This window comes from Pseudomonas sp. LH21, from assembly GCF_036549575.1.
GTDB lineage: Bacteria > Pseudomonadota > Gammaproteobacteria > Pseudomonadales > Pseudomonadaceae > Aquipseudomonas > Aquipseudomonas peradeniyensis.
Window position 1 is genome coordinate 4,403,100 of sequence record NZ_CP144367.1, and the last position, 23,886, is coordinate 4,426,985.

20 protein-coding genes are annotated in these 23,886 nt (G+C 61.8%); 4 read left to right on the forward strand and 16 right to left on the reverse strand.

Features of this window, described 5'->3' with window-relative positions; all coding sequences use genetic code 11:
• Positions 1 to 14: 14 nt before the first annotated feature.
• From VUG52_RS20125 to mtnA, 15 genes are all read right to left on the reverse strand, one after another.
• On the reverse strand, positions 15 to 1,115 hold the full coding sequence (locus tag VUG52_RS20125; protein ID WP_050704618.1) for a DegT/DnrJ/EryC1/StrS family aminotransferase: 1,101 nt from the start codon (positions 1,113 to 1,115) through the stop codon (positions 15 to 17).
• On the reverse strand, positions 1,112 to 2,047 hold the full coding sequence (locus tag VUG52_RS20130; RefSeq protein WP_050704617.1) for a GNAT family N-acetyltransferase: 936 nt from the start codon (positions 2,045 to 2,047) through the stop codon (positions 1,112 to 1,114). The genes VUG52_RS20125 and VUG52_RS20130 overlap by 4 nt, the downstream gene beginning before the upstream one ends.
• A gap of 151 nt (positions 2,048 to 2,198) precedes the next feature.
• Positions 2,199 to 2,873, reverse strand: a complete 675-nt coding sequence (locus VUG52_RS20135; RefSeq protein WP_052896356.1) for an acetyltransferase — start codon at positions 2,871 to 2,873, stop codon at positions 2,199 to 2,201.
• A complete protein-coding gene (gene rfbC, locus VUG52_RS20140; protein WP_050704615.1) occupies positions 2,860 to 3,843 on the reverse strand; it encodes a dTDP-4-dehydrorhamnose 3,5-epimerase in 984 nt (327 codons plus the stop codon). The genes VUG52_RS20135 and rfbC overlap by 14 nt, the downstream gene beginning before the upstream one ends.
• A 186-nt stretch (positions 3,844 to 4,029) precedes the next feature.
• Positions 4,030 to 5,352 (reverse strand): Wzz/FepE/Etk N-terminal domain-containing protein, encoded by a 1,323-nt coding sequence (locus VUG52_RS20145; protein WP_082337671.1) that lies wholly within the window; start codon positions 5,350 to 5,352, stop codon positions 4,030 to 4,032.
• Between the two features lie 136 nt (positions 5,353 to 5,488).
• A complete protein-coding gene (locus VUG52_RS20150; protein WP_050704613.1) occupies positions 5,489 to 6,544 on the reverse strand; it encodes a Wzz/FepE/Etk N-terminal domain-containing protein in 1,056 nt (351 codons plus the stop codon).
• Positions 6,545 to 6,880: 336 nt separating this feature from the next.
• Positions 6,881 to 7,123, reverse strand: a complete 243-nt coding sequence (locus VUG52_RS20155) for a lipopolysaccharide assembly protein LapA domain-containing protein (protein WP_082337670.1) — start codon at positions 7,121 to 7,123, stop codon at positions 6,881 to 6,883.
• 3 nt (positions 7,124 to 7,126) lie between these two features.
• On the reverse strand, positions 7,127 to 7,426 hold the full coding sequence (gene ihfB, locus VUG52_RS20160; protein ID WP_050704612.1) for an integration host factor subunit beta: 300 nt from the start codon (positions 7,424 to 7,426) through the stop codon (positions 7,127 to 7,129).
• A 322-nt stretch (positions 7,427 to 7,748) separates the two neighbouring features.
• Entirely contained in the window at positions 7,749 to 9,425 is a 1,677-nt protein-coding gene (gene rpsA, locus VUG52_RS20165; RefSeq protein ID WP_046856619.1) for a 30S ribosomal protein S1, read from the reverse strand.
• Between the two features lie 123 nt (positions 9,426 to 9,548).
• Positions 9,549 to 10,235, reverse strand: a complete 687-nt coding sequence (gene cmk / locus VUG52_RS20170; protein ID WP_028690823.1) for a (d)CMP kinase — start codon at positions 10,233 to 10,235, stop codon at positions 9,549 to 9,551.
• The gene (locus VUG52_RS20175) at positions 10,232 to 12,439 is read right to left on the reverse strand and encodes a bifunctional prephenate dehydrogenase/3-phosphoshikimate 1-carboxyvinyltransferase (protein ID WP_050704665.1); all 2,208 of its coding nucleotides are present in this window, start codon (positions 12,437 to 12,439) and stop codon (positions 10,232 to 10,234) included. Before VUG52_RS20175 ends, cmk begins: the two co-directional genes overlap by 4 nt.
• Positions 12,440 to 12,567: 128 nt before the next feature.
• The gene (pheA, locus tag VUG52_RS20180; RefSeq protein WP_028690825.1) at positions 12,568 to 13,662 is read right to left on the reverse strand and encodes a prephenate dehydratase; all 1,095 of its coding nucleotides are present in this window, start codon (positions 13,660 to 13,662) and stop codon (positions 12,568 to 12,570) included.
• Complete coding sequence (gene serC / locus VUG52_RS20185; RefSeq protein WP_050704611.1) at positions 13,662 to 14,747, reverse strand: 3-phosphoserine/phosphohydroxythreonine transaminase; 1,086 nt, start codon at positions 14,745 to 14,747, stop codon at positions 13,662 to 13,664. Before serC ends, pheA begins: the two co-directional genes overlap by 1 nt.
• A gap of 231 nt (positions 14,748 to 14,978) precedes the next feature.
• Positions 14,979 to 17,741 carry a DNA gyrase subunit A gene (gene gyrA, locus VUG52_RS20190; protein ID WP_331832008.1) on the reverse strand — a complete coding sequence of 921 codons (2,763 nt, stop codon included), beginning with the start codon at positions 17,739 to 17,741 and terminating at the stop codon, positions 14,979 to 14,981.
• Positions 17,742 to 17,989: 248 nt separating this feature from the next.
• Positions 17,990 to 19,066: an S-methyl-5-thioribose-1-phosphate isomerase gene (gene mtnA / locus VUG52_RS20195; protein WP_050704609.1), complete on the reverse strand. Its 1,077-nt coding sequence runs from the start codon at positions 19,064 to 19,066 to the stop codon at positions 17,990 to 17,992.
• 111 nt (positions 19,067 to 19,177) lie between these two features.
• Here mtnA and VUG52_RS20200 point away from each other — a divergent pair, with 111 nt between their 5' ends.
• The 4 genes from VUG52_RS20200 (at position 19,178) to VUG52_RS20215 (ending at position 22,819) form a co-directional block, all read left to right on the forward strand.
• On the forward strand, positions 19,178 to 20,503 hold the full coding sequence (locus VUG52_RS20200; RefSeq protein ID WP_331832009.1) for a TRZ/ATZ family hydrolase: 1,326 nt from the start codon (positions 19,178 to 19,180) through the stop codon (positions 20,501 to 20,503).
• A 63-nt stretch (positions 20,504 to 20,566) separates the two neighbouring features.
• A complete protein-coding gene (gene ubiG, locus VUG52_RS20205) occupies positions 20,567 to 21,265 on the forward strand; it encodes a bifunctional 2-polyprenyl-6-hydroxyphenol methylase/3-demethylubiquinol 3-O-methyltransferase UbiG (protein WP_050704607.1) in 699 nt (232 codons plus the stop codon).
• A gap of 2 nt (positions 21,266 to 21,267) precedes the next feature.
• On the forward strand, positions 21,268 to 21,939 hold the full coding sequence (mupP, locus tag VUG52_RS20210; protein WP_050704606.1) for an N-acetylmuramic acid 6-phosphate phosphatase MupP: 672 nt from the start codon (positions 21,268 to 21,270) through the stop codon (positions 21,937 to 21,939).
• Positions 21,940 to 22,078: 139 nt separating this feature from the next.
• Positions 22,079 to 22,819, forward strand: coding sequence for a YciK family oxidoreductase (locus tag VUG52_RS20215; protein WP_050704605.1), 741 nt, complete (start codon positions 22,079 to 22,081; stop codon positions 22,817 to 22,819).
• Between the two features lie 244 nt (positions 22,820 to 23,063).
• Here VUG52_RS20215 and VUG52_RS20220 read toward each other — a convergent pair whose 3' ends face one another.
• Entirely contained in the window at positions 23,064 to 23,849 is a 786-nt protein-coding gene (locus tag VUG52_RS20220; RefSeq protein WP_050704604.1) for a TenA family transcriptional regulator, read from the reverse strand.
• Positions 23,850 to 23,886: the final 37 nt, after the last annotated feature.

Here is a 23,886-nt window from a genome sequence, read left to right on the forward strand (position 1 = left end):
ATTGCGCAAAGCGCTCAAACGAATGCGTTCACCGCTCGCACAACTGCCTGGACCTCATCCTCACTCATGACAGGACTGATCGGAAGGCTGAGCACTTCCCGGTGAATGGCCTCGGTCAACGGCAGGGACAAGTTTCCAAACGCGCTATACGCTTGCTGTTTGTGCGGCGGGATCGGGTAGTGAATCAATGTCTGCACACCACTGTCGTGCAGGTGACGCTGGAGTTCCTCGCGGCGCTCGCAACGGACCACGAACAAGTGCCAGACATGCTGCTCCGGGGCATTCAGATGAGGCAAGCGTACGCCTGGGTTGTCTATGCCCTCCAGGTAGGCCGTGGCCACCTTGCGCCGCGCCACGATCTCCCGATCCAGATGTACGAGCTTGACGGAAAGCATGGCCGCCTGGATCTCGTCCAGGCGGCTATTGACGCCTTGGAACTCGTTCTCGTACTTGCGATAACTACCGTAGTTACCCAGACCACGCACCATCTTCGCCAACGCCTCATCATGAGTCGCCAACGCACCTGCGTCGCCCAGGGCGCCTAGATTCTTCCCCGGGTAGAAGCTGAAGCCGGCCGCATGACCCCAGCTTCCTGCCCGCCGACCATCGATACTTGCACCGTGCGACTGCGCAGCATCTTCCAACACGAGCAGGTCGTGTTGATCGGCCAGGGCCATGATGCCCTTCATGTCAGCCATCTGACCGTACAAATGCACGGCGACAACCGCCCGAGTCTTGTCGGTCAGCGCCGCCTGTACGCCCTCGGCGCTCAGATTGAACGTTTGAGGATCTGGCTCCACCAGCACTGGCTTGAGCCGGTTCTCGGTGATTGCGAGGACGCTTGCGATGTAGGTATTGGCCGGGACGATGACCTCGTCACCCTCTTCGAGCCTACCCATTTCCTTCCAGGCGCGAAGCGTGAGCGTCAGCGCATCGAGGCCATTGGCGACACCGACACAGTGTTCCACCCCACAATATTCAGCGAAGCTTCGTTCAAAGTTCGCCAGTTCCTGTCCACCGATGAACCAGCCCGAATCGATCACCCGGGCGCAGGCTTCACGCAACTGCTCGGCATACACGCTATTGAGCTTTTTCAAATCAAGGAAGCTGATCACTTTAGGTCGACCTCGTAGAAATCCAGAACCATGCCACGGGCGCCAAAATTTTCTTTCTGATTGATCAGACCGGAATTGAGGACCTTACCGCCCATTTCAGTGGAAATGCCAAAACTGAAAAATTTTTCTCCCCGTGCTGCGCTGTCCTGGATGCACTTTTCGATCAGTGCATCCAGAGCGCCCGCTTCCTTGCCCTCGTCGTTGGTCGCAAGGTATTGGGTGTGGGTCACTCGTCCAAAGCGGAACAACAATGCCGCAGCAATCATGCGCCCCTCATGGAGCACAGACTTCAGTACTATATTTTCGGGGAATCGCTCATGCAGCAGTCGCAACTCGGCCACGCTGTGGACAGGCTCGGCGCCATGGCGCTCAAGGGCCTCGCTGAGCAGATCATGGAATGCCTGCCAGTCGTCAGAGTCCGAGCTCTCCAGGCCGAACTTGGCCGCACGCGCGATCAGCCACTTGCGCCCCTTGGACAGCTTGGGCCGGTTCTCCAGGTGGATGACGCTCGACAGGTCTCGGCGCACCAGCTGCGCCCCCTGCTGGGTGAGCGCAAACAGATCTTCCTGTGCGCCTTGATCGGCGAAGATGTGCGGGATGGATTTATAGAGCAACTTCGTGCATCCATCTTCCCTCAGGCGGTCCAGCAATACCTGGAACGAAGTGATGACGGTGTCGGCACGCACCTTGGCGTTATACAACATGCCACCAAAGGTCAAACCACCATGACTGACTACTTCTCCATCACGGCGCGACGCGGGGAACACCGCAACCAGTTTATCCTCGTCATAGAACATGAACGAGGCATCCTGGAAACGGTCTGCATGATATTCCATGAAGTCACGCTTGAAGAAGAACAGCGGGGTCCGCGATGACGCGACCCACTCATCCCAAGCCTGTCGATACTCACTGCTGTAGGCAACACACTTCATGACTGCAGCAACTCCACTACACCGAAGCCTTCAGCGTCCATGTTATTGCCGTTACAGAAGCAATAGATGTGATCTTTCACAGTGGACCGTCGTGGGTAGCACAGAATGGCTTGATCATCGCGCCCGAGTTTCTTCCAATTCATGAGACGTCCTAAAACTTGACTTTGAGCGCGCTTTTCTTGGGAAGCTCTTGGGCGGGAGCTCCGTAGTAGATGCGCTCCGGGGTCTGTAGATGCTTATTCACCAGCGAGCCGGAAGCGATCACGCAATCAGAGGCGATTTCAATACGATCATTGATGGTCGCATTGACCCCGATAAAAGTGGAACTTCCAACACGGCAATAACCCGACACCACCACATGGGATGACAAGAAGCAATGATCTTCGATAACACTACGGTGACCGATATGATTACCACTCCAGAGAATTACGTTATTGCCAATTTCAACGAACGGCTGAACAGTGTTGTGCTCGAAAATAAAGCAGTTCTCACCGATCTTGGCATTACGCCACACAAATGCACGGGAGCTGATATAAGTGGCACAGGTATAGCCCAACTCTTTTACCACATGGTAAAGCCTGGTTCTCAGGCGATTGAGCCCGCTGGCAGGGATCGCCACGAACGCCTCGTGCTCCGCTGGCGGAAAGTGCGTGACGACCTCCTCGAGCGCGATGATAGGCAAATCATACAGGGTGCTTTCATCGAGATATTCACGCTCGACGGCAAAGCCGACAACCTCGTAGGTTGAATCATAGGTGAAGTACTCGTAGGCAATCATCGCCAACTCACCTGCACCCACAATCACTAATTTCTTATTCTTTTCCACGCTGCACCTCTTTGAGGAAGGTTGGATAATCACGAATATAATCAGACTCGTCGTAGCAACCACTGGCCAGGACCATCAAGACGCAATCATCACTGAAATCATGCATCTCGCGCCAGATTAGATTCTTGATCAACAGTCCCTTGTTTGGAGCGTCCAACCAGACATCACGTCGTGTGACACCATCATCCAGGCTCATGCGACACTTTCCGGACACGCAAATGGCCATCTGCTGGAGGTCCCGATGGGCGTGAAAACCTCGACTGACATCCGGCTGGGTCTTGAAGATGTAGTAAACGCGCTTCACATCGAATGGTACGTTACCCGCCCCCTCCAACGAGACCAGACTCCCGCGCTCATCCCCTATGACCCTGAAATCGTGCTCGGAGATCCCCGATTGGGCATCCGGTACGTCAACCCCTTCGAAATCTCGCAGAGACGGCAGTTCCTGGTCCTTGGCACTGACTATCAGCCCGCCCGCCTGGGGCCATTGAATCGCCAGGTCGGCGTCGTCCCATGCCAAGCCACCCTCACTTGCCTTGTGGTAGACATCGGTGGTCTTGTAGAGGAAATGGGTATCGTCCTCCAAGGCGATGAAACCGTGGGCAAAGCCTTCAGGAATCCACAGCATCTTGCGGTTGTCTGCACTCAGCTCGACGCCCACCCACTGACCATAGGTCGGTGAATCTTTGCGAACATCCACCGCAACATCCCACGCAGCCCCCCGCACAACCCGCACCAACTTGCCCTGGGCATGAGGGGGACGCTGGAAATGCAACCCCCGCACGACCCCCTTCTTCGAGACGGAGTGGTTGTCCTGAATGAAGGCACGAGGAACCGGCAAGCCCATCCCGCGCAATGCCTTGTGAAAGAGAGGTTCGTTGAAGCTCTCCATGAACCAGCCACGGTCATCATCGAAAACTGTCGGCTCGATCACCACTACTTCTGGAATGCTGGTTTGCGTAAATCTCAAGACGTTTTCACTCCATCTCTTTCAATCGCGGTGGGCCACGCTCGAACCCGATGCATTACCAAATAAGTAACTGCACCGTCCCTGTTCGACGGCGAGCAATGCTTGAATATGGGAAGGCCATTATAGGTCGCGCGCCCTGCGAAGCCTACACTCATAGCGCAGGCCACGCAGCGAGCGCCCATCAGGTCAATCACGCAACAGAGCTGCCCCTGATGTGGCCTGAACCAAAGGCGCAGCAGGCGCGCGCAGCAAGCCGGATTGTCCAACGCGCGAGGCCTGCATCATGAAGAACCGTACCAAGGCCACCAACAGCCCGATGACGACTCCGAAGATCACCCCCATCGTAATGATCGCGAAACGATTCGGCTTGACTGGCTCGTCCGAAACGAACGCGGGCCTGTCGACCTTGGCGATCACACCGATTTCAATGGATTTTTCCAGCGCCTGAAGGCGCGCCAACTCGCGACGGGATGCCTCGGCATCAGCAATGAACAGATCTGCATCAACACGCTCTGCAATGGCTTGAGCTTCACGGTTGGAGCTCAGCATGGCGAGCTCCTTTACAATTTGTGCAATGCGCGGCTCGGTGAAATCATCCGACTTGCGAGACGCCAGCGCATTGCGCTCCGCCTGCAGCGCCTCGACACCCATGAAGTAAAGCGGGTTCTGATTGTAGTTCAGCTCGGCACGAATAACGTTGCCGCTACCCGACAATTGCGCCAGGGAGGACGGCGTGACCAACTTCTGGATCCCGAGACTACGAGCGATCCCTTCTGCCTCGGCCAGCAAGGCAATACGATCCTGACGAGCAATTTTCAATTGCTGACGCAACGCTTTGAGTTCGTCATTCAGCTGAGCCCTGCGAATATCATCATTTTCACGAAGCTGCGCGATACGCGAAGCCTTGGAGACCTGGTAGGCGGCCCTCGCCGTGCCCAGCGCCAACTCGGCCTCCTTTACCCGCTCTGCGATGATCGACTTGATTTCACGATTGATCGCTGCAGCTTCGCGATCTAGAACGTAATTGACATAACCATTGAGATAATCAGCACCTGCTACCCCGTTCGCGTAATCGAACGCCACCACTACCTGAGGGCGAGGCGACTTGGCCACATCACTGACGGTAACATCCAAAGCCTTGTCGTACTTGAGAAACATCTTGTCGATATCTTGGTTATCCGCACTGGAGGGGTGGCTAGCGACCCACTCCTTGAAATAACCCGAACGCGCTTCGTATGAGTCCAGGGCCGAGGCAATACGACTCAAAGCGGAAGAGGGAGTCAAGTCGTACAGCCCGGAACGACCTAATGCTTCAAGCTGGGCAATTGAAACAGGCTGAAGCACGGTTGTAGCACGGAAGACGGGCTGTACGAGCATCGCATATGCCAATGCCAGTCCGGCAATGGCGACCGCAACAAAGGCCACCAGAATCCGTTGCCCCCACAGCGCCCGGATAATCTGGGCCGTGCCCACCCCATCCGCCAAAGGAGAGGGAGTGTAATGCTCCATGTTACTCACGCTGAACCTGCCTTGGATTAAAGTATTGAATGGCACGCACCAGAAAGGTGCGCGCAAAGTGCGCTCGGCGACTTCCGCTTGAAAAAGCGTTGTACTCTAGCACCAACCAAGGCCATTGCAAGATCAATTATGACTTGACAGACACCCCTCCCTTGGTGAGTCGAGCAAAGACCCGCAGCAAGGCAACAATCATCCCCACCAGCAACCCACCGATGAGAGACAACACAATAATCAGCGCCTTACGCGGTTTGAGCGGCGTGACAGGCTCTTCTACAAGACCATCGAGTCGATAGATCTGAAACGCAGATGGATCGACCTCCAATCCCTGATAGAACGCCATACCAGCCTGCATCTGGCGTAGTTTGGGCACGAAGGGATCATCAGACTTACGACTGCGCAGATTTTCCAACTCCGCTCTGAGTGCCGTCACTCCACGGAGATAGGACAGCGTGCCTGTCATTCCCGACGATACCTCGGCAGAAAGACCCGTACCGATCATGGGCGGCTTCTGCAGACCAACGCTTTCGGCCACTTTCAACGCTTCACCCAGCCGTGCAATTTCATCCTCCCGTTCCTTGCGGGCATTCTCACGCCCCTCCGAGATACTACGGGCGAGCGAGGCCGCCATCGCCGCAGCCCCTGAACGCACATCCTCAAGAATCTCTTTCTTGGCCTGTTTCTGCGCCTGCGCCAGATAATCCGTTAGCCACTGCACCGCCTTTTGCGGCTCATCAGCCTGCACAGTCATCAACAACCGACCCGCGTCCTGCCTGTCAACGACAAACACGAACTGCCGGACAAACTGCGCATAAAGCTCTTCGCGACCCTCTTGGCGCTCTTGCTCAGCAAGACGCGGCAGATACCCATGAACGAAAAAATCTCGACGTAACTGCTCGGACTGGAGAGTGCCAAGAAAAGCATCGTAGACGTTTTTGGCCGTCAGCCTGGGCACCAAGTCACTGGCTCCACGCCCCTGATTCAACGCGGCAACGTCTGCGATGCTTGGCTTCTGAAGGTAGGCCTTAGCTTCGTAGACCGGGGCAGCCAACAATGCATAGGCAGCCCCCGCCAGCACAAACAATCCGGTGACGAGCAATACAAGCATTTTTTGCTCCCACACCCTCTCCACCAACACCCCGAAGTACAACCCGGCCTCACTACGAAGTTGATGCTCTTCTGCCATTATCATTTTCCTGAATAGCCATCGACCCACCCCTTCAGCACAAAGCTTAATCTTGCCCACACCCGCTCAAAATAATTCGAAACAGGCTCGTACAGAAGGATTCTAACAACTCACCTTGCTCAGTTAAGACTAAATCTCACTGAATAGTTCCTAAATTTCTGTAGGAACATTCTTCAACTGATAACGTGCAGGCATAAGCAGGCCAGTGGCCATCTACCCGATAGATAGCACAAGATTCAGGGGTAATCTGTAGAGGGAGCGGCGCCTTACGCAAGTCAACGGAGTTATAACGAATCCACAGCAGATCACGCTAAAACCAAAATGGGCCAGGATCGCTCAACGAACGCGAGCAGCCCTCTTCCTCTGTGTAGCCAAAGAATGAAGGGCGAATAGAACCATTCCCAGCAAAAGCCCAAGCACTACACCACTTAATGCGACCAACGCAACCGGAATACTCGCCATCGACCACCCTAGAATCGATATTGTTACTTGCTGTTGATTCTCAAGAACAAATGCAACAACACTCAATACCAAGAGCAACAATAGAAGCACTGAAAACAAACGCCTGAACTTAAGCATCCATTAGCCCTCACTTGGCATATCGTCTTCATTGACCCGATCACGCAGCTCCTTGCCGGGCTTGAAGTGCGGCACGTACTTGCCTTCGAGGCTGACCGACTGGCCAGTCTTGGGATTACGCCCTACCCGCGGTGCGCGGTAGTGCAGGGAAAAACTGCCAAAGCCACGGATCTCGATACGATCCCCTGTCGCCAGGCACTGCGACATCTGCTCGAGCATGGTCTTGATGGCCAGCTCGACGTCCTTGGACGAGAGCAGCCCCTGATGGGTGACAATACGTTCGATCAGCTCCGACTTCGTCATATTTTTCCCTTCGTTATCAAGCAGCTAGATCATTGCTTAATCAGTTTGTAGCACGCTCCGGCGGATTTGAACAGGGTGGTTCTTGACTAAACAAAAAAATTCAAGATAAGGCGCAGCGCGGGCGATCGCCACCCCACATGAGCGCGAGCGCACTGCGGCGCGACTATGCAGGCGAGCGGGAAAGCCTACCGCCCACACACCGCGCACGACCTCAGAAATAGCTAAAAACCCTGTAGGAACAAGCTGCATTGACCCAAACAAGCAAATCGCAGGCAAAAAAAGGGCGACCCGAGGGTCGCCCTTTTTACCGATCAAACAGAACTCAGTTCTGCTTGGCCATTGCTTCGCGCAGCAGCGCAGCCATGGTGGTGTCGGCAGCCGCTTCCGGAGCGTTTTTCAGGCTCTGGATGGCTTCGCGCTCTTCAGCGTCGTCCTTCGACTTGATGGACAGGCTGATGACGCGGGACTTGCGGTCGACGCTGATGATCTTGGCTTCGATCTCTTCGCCTTCCTTCAGCACGTTACGGGCGTCTTCAACGCGGTCACGGCTGATTTCGGAAGCTTTCAGAGTAGCTTCGATGTCGTCGGCCAGGGTCACGATAGCGCCCTTGGCGTCAACTTCCTTGACGATACCCTTGACGATAGCGCCCTTGTCGTTGACAGCAACGAAGTTGGAGAACGGATCGTCTTCCAGCTGCTTGATGCCCAGGGAGATGCGCTCGCGCTCTGGGTCAACCGACAGGATGACGGTTTCCAGCTCGTCGCCCTTCTTGAAGCGACGCACGGCTTCTTCGCCAGCTTCGTTCCAGGAGATGTCGGACAGGTGAACCAGACCGTCGATGCCGCCGTCCAGGCCGATGAAGATACCGAAGTCGGTGATCGACTTGATGGTACCGGTGATCTTGTCACCCTTGTTGAACTGGCCGGAGAAGTCTTCCCATGGGTTCGATTTGCACTGCTTGATACCCAGGGAGATACGACGACGCTCTTCGTCGATGTCCAGAACCATGACTTCCACTTCGTCGCCAACCTGAACGACTTTCGACGGGTGGATGTTCTTGTTGGTCCAGTCCATTTCGGAAACGTGCACCAGACCTTCAACGCCTTCTTCCAGCTCAGCGAAGCAGCCGTAGTCGGTCAGGTTGGTGACGCGAGCAGTCACGCGAGTGCTCTCTGGGTAACGGGCTTTGATAGCAACCCATGGGTCTTCACCCAGTTGCTTCAGACCCAGCGAAACGCGGTTGCGCTCGCGATCGTACTTCAGGACCTTGACGTCGATCTCGTCACCAACGTTGACGATTTCCGACGGGTGCTTGATACGCTTCCAGGCCATGTCGGTGATGTGCAGCAGACCATCGACGCCGCCCAGGTCAACGAACGCACCGTAGTCGGTGAGGTTCTTGACGATACCTTTGACCTGCTGGCCTTCCTGCAGCGATTCCAGCAGAGCTTCGCGCTCGGCGCTGTTTTCGGCTTCCAGGACGCTGCGACGGGAAACGACAACGTTGTTGCGCTTCTGGTCCAGCTTGATGACCTTGAATTCCAGCTCTTTGCCTTCGAGGTGGGTGGTGTCGCGCACTGGGCGGACATCAACCAGGGAGCCCGGCAGGAACGCACGGATGCCGTTAACGTCGACAGTGAAGCCGCCTTTAACCTTACCGTTGATAACGCCCTTGACCACTTCTTCAGCAGCGAAAGCAGCTTCCAGAACAATCCAGCACTCGGCGCGCTTGGCTTTCTCACGGGACAGCTTGGTTTCGCCGAAGCCGTCTTCGACCGCGTCCAGCGCAACGTGAACTTCGTCACCGACCTTGATGGTCAGTTCGCCAGTTTCGTTGTAGAACTGCTCGAGCGGGATGACACCCTCGGACTTCAGGCCAGCGTGTACGGTAACCCAGTCGCCGTCGATGTCGACAACGATACCGGTGATGATTGCACCCGGCTGAAGATTGAGGGTTTTCAGGCTTTCTTCAAAGAGTTCTGCAAAGCTTTCGCTCATTTTAATTCCTGTAGATTCGGGCGAAAAAGACGCCCATAGCCACATTCCAGACAATGTGGGTTTCGTTAAGTTAAGAAGCGCTGACAGGACGTTGACTGGTGCCCCTGCCCGCTCTCCTCTCCATCAGGCCAGGTCGCGCAGGGCGAGCTCGCTTCTGATGCGTTGCAGCACCTGTTCGATGGACAACTCCGTGGAATCCAGCTGAATGGCATCGGCCGCCGGCTTGAGCGGGGCCACTGCGCGCTGGGTGTCACGCTCATCGCGCGCACGGATCTCATCTAGCAGACTTGACAGACTAACATCTTCACCCTTGCCCTTCAACTGCAGGTAACGGCGACGGGCACGCTCCTCGGCGCTGGCGGTGAGGAACACCTTGAGCGGCGCGTCGGGGAACACCACGGTGCCCATGTCGCGACCGTCGGCGATCAAGCCTGGGGCTTCGCGGAAGGCGCGCTGGCGCTGCAGCAGCGCTTCGCGCACGGCCGGCAGCGAGGCGACCATCGAGGCGCCGGCGCCGACAGTCTCGGTACGGATGACGTGGCTGACATCCTCGCCCTCGAGAATGATCTGCTGCAGCTTGCCCGGCTCGGCGGCGATGAACTGCACATCCAGATGGGCAGCCAGGGCCTTGAGCAGCTCTTCATTGGTCAGGTCGACGCCATGGTTGCTGGCGTTGAACGCCAACAGGCGGTACAGGGCGCCGGAGTCGAGCAGGCGCCAGCCCAGCTCGCGGGCCAGCAGGCCCGCCACGGTACCCTTGCCCGAGCCGCTCGGCCCGTCGATGGTGATGACCGGTGCTTGCGAATTCACGACTTGCCCTCTTCGGCGACGCGGATGCCGACTTCCTTGCACAGCGCCAGGAAGTTGGGGAACGACGTGGCGACGTTGGCGCAGTCATGGATCACGATCGGCGCACTGGCGCGCAGCGAGGCGATGCTGAAGGCCATGGCGATGCGGTGGTCGCCGTGGCCGTGCACTTCGCCGCCGCCGATCTGGCCGCCGTCGATGATGATGCCGTCCGGGGTCGGCTCGCACTTCACGCCCAGGGCGATCAGGCCGTCGGCCATCACCTGGATGCGGTCCGACTCCTTGACCCGCAGCTCTTCGGCGCCACGCAACACGGTGCGCCCTTCGGCGCAGGCGGCGGCGACGAACAGTACCGGGAACTCGTCGATGGCCAGCGGCACCAGGTGCTCGGGGATGTCGATGCCCTTGAGCTTGGCGCCACGCACGCGCAGGTCAGCCACCGGTTCACCGCCGACTTCACGCTGGTTTTCCAGGGTGATGTCGCCGCCCATCAGGCGCAGGATGTCGATCACGCCGGTGCGGGTCGGGTTGATGCCGACGTGCTCCAGGACCAGCTCGGAACCTTCTGCGATGGACGCCGCCACCAGGAAGAACGCCGAGGAGGAAATGTCCGCCGGCACTTCGATGCGGGTAGCGGTGAGCTTGCCACCGGACTGCAGGGAGGCCACCGGACCGTTCGACTCGACCGCGTAGCCGAAGCCGCGCAGCATGCGCTCGGTGTGATCACGGGTCGGCGCAGGTTCGGTGACGGTGGTGGTGCCTTCGGCGTACAGGCCAGCCAGCAACAGGCAGGATTTGACCTGGGCACTGGCCATCGGCAGCGTGTAGTTCAGCGCCTTGAGCTTGTGGCCACCACGAATGGTCAGCGGCGGACGCCCTTCAGGGCCGGTCTCGACCACCGCGCCCATTTCGCGCAGCGGATTGGCCACGCGATTCATCGGGCGCTTGGACAGCGAGGCGTCGCCGGTCATGGTGGTGTCGAACGACTGCGCCGCCAGCAGGCCGGACAGCAGGCGCATCGAGGTACCGGAGTTGCCGACATACAGCGGCCCGGGTGGCGGCTTGAGACCGTGCAGGCCAACGCCATGGATGGTCACGCGGCCGTGGTGCGGGCCTTCGATGACCACGCCCATGTCACGGAAGGCCTGCAAGGTGGCCAGGGCGTCCTCGCCCTCGAGGAAACCTTCCACCTCGGTGGTGCCTTCGGCCAGCGAGCCGAGCATGATCGAGCGGTGGGAAATCGACTTGTCGCCAGGTACGCGGATCCGTCCGGACACGCGGCCACCCGGTTGGGCCAGGAAAATCAGATCGTTGGCGTTCATAGCGTCCACATAGGCCCGGCGGGCCAGGATTTTACTGAAATGCTCGCGGGCAACCCGGGCGCGGGTGAACACACCCAGCAGCTGGTGCCCGTCCCCAGCATCGACCGCGTCGCGCAAGGCGTCGAGGTCGCTGCGAAATGTATCGAGAGTGCGCAGGACCGCCTCGCGGTTGGCGAGGAAGATGTCGTGCCACATGATCGGGTCGCTGCCGGCGATTCTCGTGAAATCGCGAAAGCCCCCCGCAGCGTACCGGAAGATCTCCAGGTTTTCATTGCGCTTGGCCAGCGAATCGACCAGGCCGAAGGCCAGCAGGTGCGGCAGGTGGCTGGTGGCGGCCAGGACTTCGTCATGGCGCTCCACCGGCATGTGCTCGACATCGGCGTCCAGCGCGCGCCAGAGACGGTCGACCAGGGCCAGCGCCTGCGGGTCGGTTTCCGCCAGCGGCGTGAGGATCACCTTGTGGCGACGGAACAGCGCGGCATTGGAGGCTTCCACGCCGCTTTGCTCGGAGCCGGCGATCGGGTGCCCGGGCACGAAGCGCGGCAGGCGCTCGGCGAAGGCCTCGCGCGCTGCGCGCACCACGTTGCCCTTGGCACTGCCCACGTCGGTGATCACCGCGTCACCCAGGTCGAGCTGGGCGAGGCGGGCCAGGACTTTCTCCATGGCCAGGATCGGCACCGCCAGCTGGATGACATCGGCGCCGACACAGGCGGCGGCGAGATCTGCCTCGCAACGATCGACTACGCCCAACGCCACGGCCTGCTTGCGCGACTCGGCATCCAGGTCGACGCCAACCACTTCGCGGCACAGGCCGCTCTCACGCAGGCCCTTGGCGAAGGAGCCGCCGATCAGGCCGAGACCGACCACGACCAGGCGACCGACAATCGGTGCGGATTTGTTTGTTACAGCATCAACCACGAGTGCGAACCCTGTTCAGAAATCAAGACAGCCTGTAAGCCCATCGCGGGACAAGCCCGCTCCCACGAGGCCCGCGATGAACCTTGAAACATACGTCAGAGCACCGCCTTCGGATACGACCCCAGCACCTTCAGCGCCACAGCCTCCTGGCTGATCTGCTCCAGCACCGCCTTGATCAGCGGATCGCGGTGATGGCCGACGAAGTCGATGAAGAACACGTAGGTCCATTTGCCGCTGCGCGACGGACGGGTCTCGATGCGCGTCAGGTCGATGCCGTTCTCGTGGAACGGTACCAGCAGTTCATGCAGCGCGCCCGGCTTGTTGCTCATGGAGACGATGATCGAGGTCTTGTCGTCGCCAGTCGGCGGCACTTCCTGGCTGCCGATCATGAGGAAGCGCGTGGAGTTGTCCGGGCGGTCCTCGATCTTCTCGGCCAGGCGGGTCAGCCCGTACAGGTTGGCCGCCATGTCGCCGGCGATCGCCGCCGAATTCCACTCGCCCTTGACCCGCTTGGCCGCCTCGGCGTTGCTGGAGACAGCCACGCGCTCGACGTTCGGATAATGGGCGTCCAGCCACTTGCGGCACTGGGCCAGCGACTGGGCATGGGAGTAGATGCGGGTGATGCTGTCGGTCTTGGTGTTCTCGCCCACCAGCAGGTGGTGGTGGATACGCAGCTCCACCTCGCCGCAGATGACCATGTCGTGTTCGAGGAAGCTGTCCAGCGTATGGCTGACCGCGCCCTCGGTGGAGTTTTCCACCGGCACCACGCCGAAGTTGACGGCACCGGCCGCCACTTCGCGGAACACCTCGTCGATGGCCGCCATCGGACGACTGACCACGGCGTGACCGAAGTGCTTCATGGCCGCCGCCTGGGTGAAGGTGCCCTCTGGGCCGAGGTAGGCGACTTTCAGCGGCTCTTCCAGGGCCAGGCAGGAGGACATGATCTCGCGGAACAGCCGCGCCATCTCTTCGTTGTCCAGCGGCCCCTTGTTGCGCTCCATGACGCGCTTGAGCACCGCGGCTTCACGCTCGGGGCGATAGAACACCGGCGCCTCGCCTTCGGCCAGCGACGCAGTCTTGACCTTGGCCACTTCCTGGGCGCAACGGGCGCGCTCGCTGATCAGCTCGAGGATCTTCTCGTCGAGGCTGTCGATGCGCACGCGCAGGGCCTTGAGTTCCTGGTCGGACATCAGCCGTGCTCCTTCTCGAATTCAGCCATGTACTGCACCAGCGCCTCGACAGCCTCCAGGCCCAGGGCGTTGTAGATCGAGGCGCGCATGCCACCGACCGAACGGTGCCCCTTGAGGTTGAGCAGGCCACGGGCGTCGGCGCCGGCCAGGAAGGCCTTGTCCAGGCGCTCGTCGGCCAGGCGGAACGGCACGTTCATCCACGAACGGGCGTTGTGGCTGATCGGGTTGGTGTAGAACGCGCTGCTGTCGATGAAGCCGTACAGGCGGTCCTTCTTGGCGCGGTTGCGCTGCTCCATGGCCTCGACGCCACCCTGCTCCTTGAGCCATTCGAACACCAGGCCCGAGAGGTACCAGGAATAGGTGGCCGGGGTGTTGTACATCGAGCCGTTGTCGGCCGCGATCTTGTAGTCGAGCATGGTCGGGCAGCTGCTGCGGGCGTGGCCCAGCAGGTCTTCACGAACGATCACCACCACCAGGCCGCTGGGGCCGATGTTCTTCTGCGCGCCGGCGTAGATCATGCCGAACTGCGACACGTCGATCGGACGCGAGAGGATGTCGGAGGACATGTCGACCACCAGCGGCACGTCGCCGGTCTCGGGCACCCAGTCGAACTGCAGGCCACCAATGGTCTCGTTGGACGCATAGTGCACATAGGCTGCGTTCTTGGTCAGCTGCCACTCGTTCTGGCCCGGGATGGCCAGGTAGTCGTAAGGCTTGGCGCTGGCGGCGACATTGACGCTGCCGAAGCGACGCGCTTCCTCGATGGCCTTCTTCGACCAGATGCCGGTCTCGATGTAGTCGGCGGTGCCGTTCTCCGGCAGCAGGTTCAGCGGGATCTCGGCGAACTGCTGGCTGGCGCCGCCCTGCAGGAACAACACCTTGTAGTTGGAGGGGACGGACAGCAGGTCGCGCAGGTCCTGCTCGGCCTTTTCGGCAATGGCCACGTAGTCGTCGCTGCGATGGCTCATTTCCATCACCGACAGGCCCTTGCCGCGCCAGTCCAGCATTTCGGCCTGGGCACGCTGCAGGACAGCATCGGGAAGCGCGGCGGGGCCGGCGCAGAAGTTAAAGGCTCGTTTGCTCACATCCACTCTCGCTCTGCCAAATAGAACAAATCGTAAATCATCGATGCCAGCGGAAACCCTGTGGGAGCGGGTTCACCCGCGAACAAGGGCGAAGCCCTTGCCATGCACCGCGGTGTCTTCTTCGCGGGTAAACCCGCTCCCACAGGTCATGCGACCAACCTGCGGATCGGGCCAGGCCCTTATCAGTCAAACGGGGCGACCTTGGTCGCCCCGTTCGGGTTGTTGCTTCGGTTATTCCTGAGGTGCCTCTTCGGCGCCTGCGTTGTCCTCGTCCACCGCATCGAGCGGGGCGCCCTCCTCGTCCGTCTCGACCAGGTCGTCGAGTTCTTCCTCGGATGGCTCCTGGACACGCTCCAGGCCTACCAGCGTTTCGTCGGTGGCCAGCTTGATCAGCGTCACACCCTGGGTGTTACGGCTCAGGCTGGACACTTCGCCGACCCGCGTACGCACCAGGGTGCCCTGGTCGGAAATCAGCATGATCTCCTCGCCTTCCTGCACCTGGATGGCGCCGATCAGCAAGCCGTTGCGCCCCTTGGTACCCATGGCGATCACGCCCTGGCCACCACGGCCGCGACGCGGGAACTTGGACAGCGGGGTGCGCTTGCCGAAGCCACGCTCGGAGGCGGTGAGGATCTGCGCGCCGGACTCGGGAATCAGCATGGAGATGATCTGCTGGCCCTTGCCCAGCTTCATGCCGCGCACGCCACGGGCGGTACGACCCATTTCGCGCACCACGCTCTCGGCGAAGCGAATCACCTTGCCGGCGTCGGAGAACATCATGACTTCCTTGGCGCCGTCGGTGATGGCCGCGGCGATCAGGGTGTCACCTTCCTTGAGCTTCAGGGCGATCAGGCCGTTGGAGCGCGGACGGGCGAATTGCACCAGCGGGGTCTTCTTCACGGTGCCGGAGGCGGTGGCCATGAAGATGTAGGCGCCAGTCGGTTCGGCGACCCACTCAGGGGTGTCGCCGTCTTCCTCGTCGATCTCTTCGACTTCCACCAGCTCGCCTTCGATCACGCTGTCGTCGCTGTCTTCCAGCTCCTCGTCGGGATCTGCGTGCTGTTGCAACGCCTCCAGGTCGACCTGCAGCATGGCGGTGATGCGCTCACCCTCCTCCAGCGGCAGCAGGTTGACCAGCGGACGACCGCGGGCGGCGCGGGAGGCCTCGGGGATTTCGTAGGTTTTCTTCCAGTACACCTTGCCCTTGCTGGAGAACAGCAGAAGGGTGGCGTGGCTGTTGGCGACCAGCAGGTGCTCGATGTAGTCCTCGTCCTTGACGCCGGTCGCCGACTTGCCCTTGCCGCCGCGGCGCTGGGCCTGGTAGGCGGACAATGGCTGGGTCTTGGCGTAACCACCGTGGGAGATGGTCACCACGCGCACTTCTTCCGGGATCATGTCGCCGTAGTTGAGGTCGTGGCTGGCGTTGAGGATCTCGGTGCGGCGGGCATCGCCGTACTCGGCACGGATCGCTTCGAGTTCTTCGCGGATCACTTCCATCAGGCGCTCGGCGCTGCTGAGGATGCGGATCAGCTCGCCGATCTGCTCGAGGATCTCCTGGTACTCGGCCAGCAGCTTCTCGTGCTCCAGGCCGGTCAGGCGGTGCAGGCGCAGCTCGAGGATGGCCTGGGCCTGCTCCGGCGACAGGTAGTACTTGCCTTCACGCAGGCCGTACTGTTCCGGCAGGTCTTCCGGACGGCAGGACTCGGCGCCGGCGCGCTCGACCATGACCTGCACGGCGCTGGATTCCCAGGCGGTGCTGATCAGAGCTTCCTTGGCTTCGGACGGGGTCGGCGAAGCCTTGATCAGGGCGATGACCGGGTCGATGTTGGACAGCGCGACCGCCTGGCCTTCAAGGATGTGGCCACGCTCGCGGGCCTTGCGCAGCTCGAACACGGTGCGGCGGGTAACCACTTCGCGACGGTGGCGAACGAACGCCTCGAGCAGGTCCTTGAGGTTCAGCAGGCGCGGGCGACCGTCGATCAGGGCGACGATGTTGATGCCGAACACGCTCTGCAGCTGGGTCTGCTGGTAGAGGTTGTTGAGCACCACCTCCGGCACCTCGCCGCGGCGCAGCTCGATGACGATGCGCATGCCGTCCTTGTCGGACTCGTCGCGCAGCTCGGTGATGCCTTCGATCTTCTTCTCTTTGACCAGCTCGGCGATCTTCTCGATCAGACGCGCCTTGTTCAGCTGGTACGGCAGCTCGGTGACGACGATCTGCTGGCGGCCACCGACCTTGTCGATGTCCTCGATCTCGGAACGGGCACGCATATAGATGCGGCCACGGCCGGTGCGATAGGCCTCGATGATGCCCTGGCGACCGTTGATCAGGCCGGCGGTAGGGAAGTCCGGACCCGGGATGAACTGCATCAGTTCATCGACCGTGATGTCGGAGTTGTCGATCAGCGCCAGGCAGCCATCGATCACTTCGCCGAGGTTGTGCGGCGGCATGTTGGTGGCCATGCCCACGGCGATACCGCTGGAACCGTTGACCAGCAGGTTGGGGATCTTGGTCGGCATGACCGCTGGGATCTGCTCGGTGCCGTCGTAGTTGGGCACCCAGTCGACGGTTTCCTTGTGCAGGTCGGCCAGCAGCTCGTGGGCCAGCTTGGCCATGCGCACTTCGGTGTATCGCATGGCCGCGGCGTTGTCGCCGTCCACCGAACCGAAGTTGCCCTGGCCATCGACCAGCAGGTAGCGCAGCGAGAAGGGCTGGGCCATGCGCACGATGGTGTCGTACACGGCGGTGTCGCCGTGCGGGTGGTACTTACCGATCACGTCACCGACCACACGGGCGGATTTCTTGTACGGCTTGTTCCAGTCGTTGCCCAGTTCGCTCATCGCATACAGAACGCGGCGATGCACGGGCTTCAAGCCGTCACGCGCATCGGGCAGCGCTCGCCCGACAATAACGCTCATCGCGTAGTCGAGGTAAGACTGTCTCAGTTCGTCTTCGATATTGACCGGGAGGATTTCTTTGGCCAGTTCGCCCATGAGAAGCCTGATTCCTTTTTCTGGTGAAACTTCGCCTGATCCCTCGAAGGACGAACGAAGCTCGCCGCCGCAGCGCATATAGGGTGCGACGACTTACGACAAATCAATGAGTTGTGCCATGGATCTGCGCAATGAAGGCCACCGCAAAGAGCAGCCTTGGAAACTGCCGGATGGTATCACAAACACGGGACGCATGGGAGATGTGGCAGGTTGCCTTGCCGCGCCATCCAAACGGGTGAAAAAACGCCTCAATGGAGGCGTTTGCGGCACATCAACTGGGCGATTTTCGCCGTGTCCGGGCGCTCGACCACGCCCTTCTCGGTGACGATCACGTCGATCAGGTCCGCCGGGGTGACATCGACCACCGGGTTGTAGGCCTCGACGTCGGCCGTCACCTGGATGCCCGCCACTTCCAGCAGCTCTTCTTCGCCGCGGGTCTCCAGCGGGATATCCTCGCCGGTGGCCAGGTTCAGGTCGATGCTGGTGCTCGGCGCCACCACCATGAAGCGCAGACCGTGGTGCATGGCGTTCACCGCCATCTGGTAGGTGCCGATCTTCGCCGCCACGTCGCCATTGGCGGCGATGCAGTCGGCACCGACCACCACCCAGGTGATGCCCTTGGTCTTCATCAGGTGACCCATGGCCGCGTCGGCGACCACGGTCACCGGCACGCCGTCGGCGGCCAGCTCCCAGGCGGTCAGGCGCGAGCCCTGCAGCCAGGGCCGCGACTCGCAGGCATAGACCTGCTCGACCATGCCTTCCAGGGTGGCGGCACGAATCACCCCCAGGGCGGTGCCGAAGCCGCCGGTGGCCAGGGCGCCGGCGTTGCCATGGGTGAGCAGGGCCTGCTCGCTGCCCTGATGGCGGCGGATCTGCTCGACGCCGAACTGGGCCATGGTCAGGTTGGCCTCGCGATCGCTTTCGTGGATGGCCACCGCCTCGGCTTCCATTACCGCCAGCACGTCCTCGCCGGGACGCAGGCGCTGCAAGCGCTCGCGCATGCGGTTGAGCGCCCAGAACAGGTTGGCCGGGGTCGGACGCGCCTCGCCCAGCAGCATGAAGTCCTCTTCGAGAGACTCCTCCCAACCGTCGCCCTCGGCCAGCCGCTGGCGCAATGCCAGCACCAGGCCATAGGCGGCGCAAATACCGATCGCCGGGGCACCGCGCACGGCCATGTCACTGATCGCCTCGGCCACCTCGGCTGCCTCGGTGCAAGCCAGCCAGCACTGCTCCAGCGGCAGCAGGCGCTGGTCGAGCAGATACAGCACGCCGTCGCGCCATTCGATGCCCGTCACCGTCTCCGCCGCCATCAGTTGCTCGCGCATCGCCTCTCCCCGTCGCCCTGGCATCAAAAGCCGGCGATTATAGCGACCCTCAGCCGCGGACGCTCGGGTATACTGCGCGTTTAGTCGAACCGACCCAGGTATATGCCGCGCATGCCCACCGCCACTCCCCTCCTCGACCTGCTGCTTGTGCCGGACTGGCTGGTCCCCGTGGAGCCGGCCGGCGTGGTGCTCGAAGGCCATGCGCTGGGCGTGCTGGACGGCCGGATCGCCTGGCTCGGCCCCCGCGAGCGGGCGCCCCGGGCCCGGGAAGTACGCGAATTGCCCGACTGCGTGCTGACGCCCGGGCTGGTCAACGCCCACGGCCACGCCGCCATGACCCTGTTCCGCGGCCTGGCCGACGACCTGCCGCTGATGACCTGGCTGCAGGAGCACATCTGGCCGGCCGAGGGCCGCTGGGTGGACGAAGCCTTCGTGCGTGACGGCACAGACCTTGCCATCGCCGAGCAACTCAAGGGCGGCATCACCTGCTTCGCCGACATGTACTTCTTCCCCCGCGAGGCCTGCGACCGCGTGCACCACAGCGGTATCCGCGCGCAGATCGCAGTGCCATTGCTGGATTTCCCGATCCCCGGCGCGCGCACCCCGGACGAGGGCCTGCACCTGGCCATCGAGCTGTTCGGCGACCTGCGCCACCACCCGCGCATTACCGTCGCCCTTGGCCCGCACGCGCCGTACACGGTCAGCGATGCGAACCTGGAGAAGATCCGGGTGATCGCCGACCAGCTCGACGCACCGCTGCACATGCATATCCACGAGACCGCCGGCGAAGTCGAGCAGGCGCTCAAGGACAACGGTGAGCGCCCACTGGCCCGCCTCGCCCGCCTGGGCCTGCTGGGGCCGAACCTGCAGGCGGTGCACATGACCCAGGTCAGCGACGAGGATCTGGCCCTGCTGGTAGAAAGCAACACCAGCGTGGTCCACTGCCCCGAGTCCAACCTCAAGCTGGCCAGCGGCTTCTGCCCGGTGGAGCGCCTGTGGCAGGCCGGAGTGAACGTGGCGGTGGGCACCGACGGCGCCGCCAGCAACAACGACCTCGACCTGCTCGGCGAAACCCGTACCGCCGCGCTGCTGGCCAAGGCCGTCGCCGGCTCGGCCACCGCCCTGGACGCCCACCGGGCGCTACGCATGGCCACGCTCAACGGCGCCCGGGCGCTGGGCCTGGAGGCGACGACCGGCTCGCTCGAGGTGGGCAAGGCCGCCGACCTGGTCGCCTTCGACCTGTCGGGGCTGGCGCAGCAGCCGGTGCACGACCCGGTCTCGCAACTGATCTACGCCACCGGCCGCGAGTGCGTGAAGGACGTCTGGGTCGCCGGCCACGCCCTGGTGCTGGACCGCCGCCTGACGCGAATGGACGAGCAGGCCCTGGCCGCCAATGCCCGCGCCTGGGGAGCCCGCATCGGCGGGCGCAACGAATAACCGGGCGCCAGCCACGGCTGGCGCCCCGTGACACTTTCATAGAAGCTTCAGAGGACTGTTCAGATGAGCAACGTCGACCACGCCGAAATCGCCAAGTTCGAAGCCCTGGCCCACCGCTGGTGGGACCGCGAGAGCGAATTCAAGCCACTGCACGACATCAACCCGCTGCGGGTCAACTGGATCGACGAGCGCGTCGCCCTTGCCGGCAAGAAGGTGCTGGACGTCGGCTGCGGCGGCGGCATCCTCAGCGAGGCGATGGCCCAGCGCGGCGCCACCGTGACCGGCATCGACATGGGCGAGGCGCCGCTGGCGGTGGCCCAGCTGCACCAGCTGGAGTCCGGCGTGGCGGTGGAGTACCGGCAGATCACCGCCGAAGCCCTGGCCGAGGAGATGCCCGAGCAGTTCGACGTGGTCACCTGCCTGGAGATGCTCGAGCATGTGCCCGATCCTTCCTCGGTGATCCGCGCCTGCTACCGCATGGTCAAGCCGGGCGGCCAGGTGTTCTTCTCGACCATCAACCGCAACCCCAAGGCCTACCTGCTGGCGATCATCGGCGCCGAGTACATCCTCAAGATGCTGCCGCGCGGCACCCATGACTTCAAGAAGTTCATCCGCCCCTCCGAGCTGGGCGCCTGGAGCCGGGCCGCGGGCCTCGAGGTCAAGGACATCATCGGCCTGACCTACAACCCGCTGACCAAGCACTACAAGCTGAACAACGACGTCGACGTCAACTACATGATCCAGACCCTGCGCGAGGAATGAGCATGCGCCTGCGAGCAGTACTCTTCGACATGGACGGCACCCTGCTGGACACGGCGCCGGATTTCATCGCCATCTGCCAGGCGATGCTCGCTGACCGCGGCCTGCCGGCCATCGACGACGAGCGCATCCGCGAAGTGATCTCCGGCGGTGCCCGCGCCATGGTCGCCGCGACCTTCGCCATGGACCCCGAGGCCGACGGCTTCGAGGCCCTGCGCCTGGAATTCCTCGAGCGCTACCAGCGCGACTGCGCGGTGCACAGCAAGCTGTTCGACGGCATGCCGGAACTGCTGGCCGACATCGAGAAAGGCAACCTGCTGTGGGGCGTGGTCACCAACAAGCCGGTGCGCTTCGCCGAGCCGATCATGCAGCGCCTGGGCCTGGCCGAGCGCTCGGCCCTGCTGATCTGCCCGGACCACGTGAAGAACAGCAAGCCCGACCCCGAGCCCTTGATCCTGGCGTGCAAGACCCTGGACCTGGACCCGGCCAGCGTGCTGTTCGTCGGCGACGACCTGCGCGACATCGAGTCCGGCCGCGACGCCGGCACCCGCACCGCGGCAGTGCGCTACGGCTATATTCATCCAGAGGACAACCCCAACAACTGGGGCGCCGACGTGGTGGTGGACCACCCGCTGGAACTGCGCAAGGTGATCGACAGCGCGCTGTGCGGCTGCTGAAGAACCAACAGTCATAGACGCCCGTGGGAGCGGGCTTGCCCCGCGAGGCTGCCCGCCCAGGCAATGATGGTGTCCGCCCTGACGCCATCGCGGGGCAAGCCCGCTCCCACGGCACTATGCCATCAACAGGGAACCCGTTATGTTCGACTACACCGCCCGCCCCGACCTGCTCAAGGGCCGGATCATCCTGGTCACCGGCGCCGGCCGCGGCATCGGTGCCGCCGCCGCCAAGGCCTATGCCGCCCTGGGCGCCACCGTGCTGCTGCTGGGCAAGACCGAGGCCAACCTCAACGAGGTCTACGACCAGATCGAGGCCGCCGGCCACCCGCAGCCGGTGGTGATCCCGTTCAACCTGGAAACCGCCCTGCCCCACCAGTACGACGAACTGGCGGTGATGATCGAGGAGCAGTTCGGCCGCCTCGACGGCCTGCTCAACAACGCCTCGATCATCGGCCCGCGCACGCCGCTGGAGCAACTGTCGGGCGACAACTTCATGCGCGTGATGCACATCAACGTCGACGCCACCTTCATGCTGACCAGCACCCTGCTGCCACTGCTGAAACTGTCGGAGGACGCCTCGGTGGTGTTCACTTCCAGCAGCGTCGGGCGCAAGGGTCGGGCTTACTGGGGCGCCTATGGTGTGTCGAAGTTCGCCACCGAGGGGCTGATGCAGACCCTCGCTGACGAGCTGGAAGGCGTGGCGCCGGTGCGCTCGAACAGCATCAACCCGGGCGCCACGCGCACGGCGATGCGCGCCCAGGCCTACCCGAGCGAAAACCCGCAGAACAACCCGCTGCCCGAGGACATCATGCCGGTGTACCTGTATCTGATGGGGCCGGACAGCAAGGATGTGAACGGGCAGGCGTTGAACGCGCAGTAAAAACCATCGCGAGGCAAGTCGCATCGGCGAACCGCCGCTCCCACATATGCTGCACGACAACTGTAGGAGCGGCCTTGTGCCGCGATAGGGCTGCGCAGCAGCCCCAGGATTTCAGCGTTGAGCAGTAATGGCTGGGGCTGCTGTGCAGCCCTATCGCGGCACAAGGCCGCTCCTACAGCGGACGTGCAAGTTCATTGAGTGTGCGGTTTGCCGGCAAATAGGCCTGCAAATCCAACAACTATCCTCAACCCGCCGCCAACGCCGGACGCATACGCCCCGGCTGGCGCCCCTCGAGCTGCATGCAACGCTCCAGGAACAGGAACATGCAGTCGTAGCTCTTGCAGATCGCCCGACGCAGCTCGGTGCGCAGCCCCAGCGTCGGGCTCTCGCCCGCCAGGGTGCAGATGATCTCAAGCGCCTCCCACGGATGCGCGTCATCGTACTGCGCATGCATCTTCAGCCACTTCATGGCGCGCTTGCGGGTGTCCTCGGGGAAGCCCTGGGCATAGGTGTCCTCGGCGCAGACCACCGCCGACCACTCACCGGTAGCACCCTCGATGGCGTAGTTGGTGGCTGCCATGGCGATGGCCAGCGACTCGGTGGCGCATACCCGCCAGCACCAGTCGTTGAGGCCGTTGAGTTCCGGCGGCACCTCCTGGGACTGCAGCTCGTGCAGGTGGATACCGTGCGCCTGGCACCAGTGCACCCAGTAGTCGGCATGGTTGAGCTCGACCCGGATGTTGCGCATCAGCCAGCGGCGCGCCATGTCTTCGCCGGGGTGCCGGGCGTAGCGGGTCTTGGTGAGGTTGTGGGCCATGTAGAGGGAGAACTGCTCGACCACCGGCCAGCCGCCGATCAGGTACTGGCGGATGGTCGACTGCTTCAGCTGGCCATCGCGCAGTCGCTGGTAGAACTCATGCTCCACCACCCGGCGCTTGCTTTCGCGGCAATCCTCTATCAGTTGTTGGGCCCACTGCGGATAACTGGCCGGATCCATCAATGGTCCGATCCTTACGAACGCGTCGATCACTGTCAGCTCCTTGATTCCCTGTGATTTCCGGGCGTTG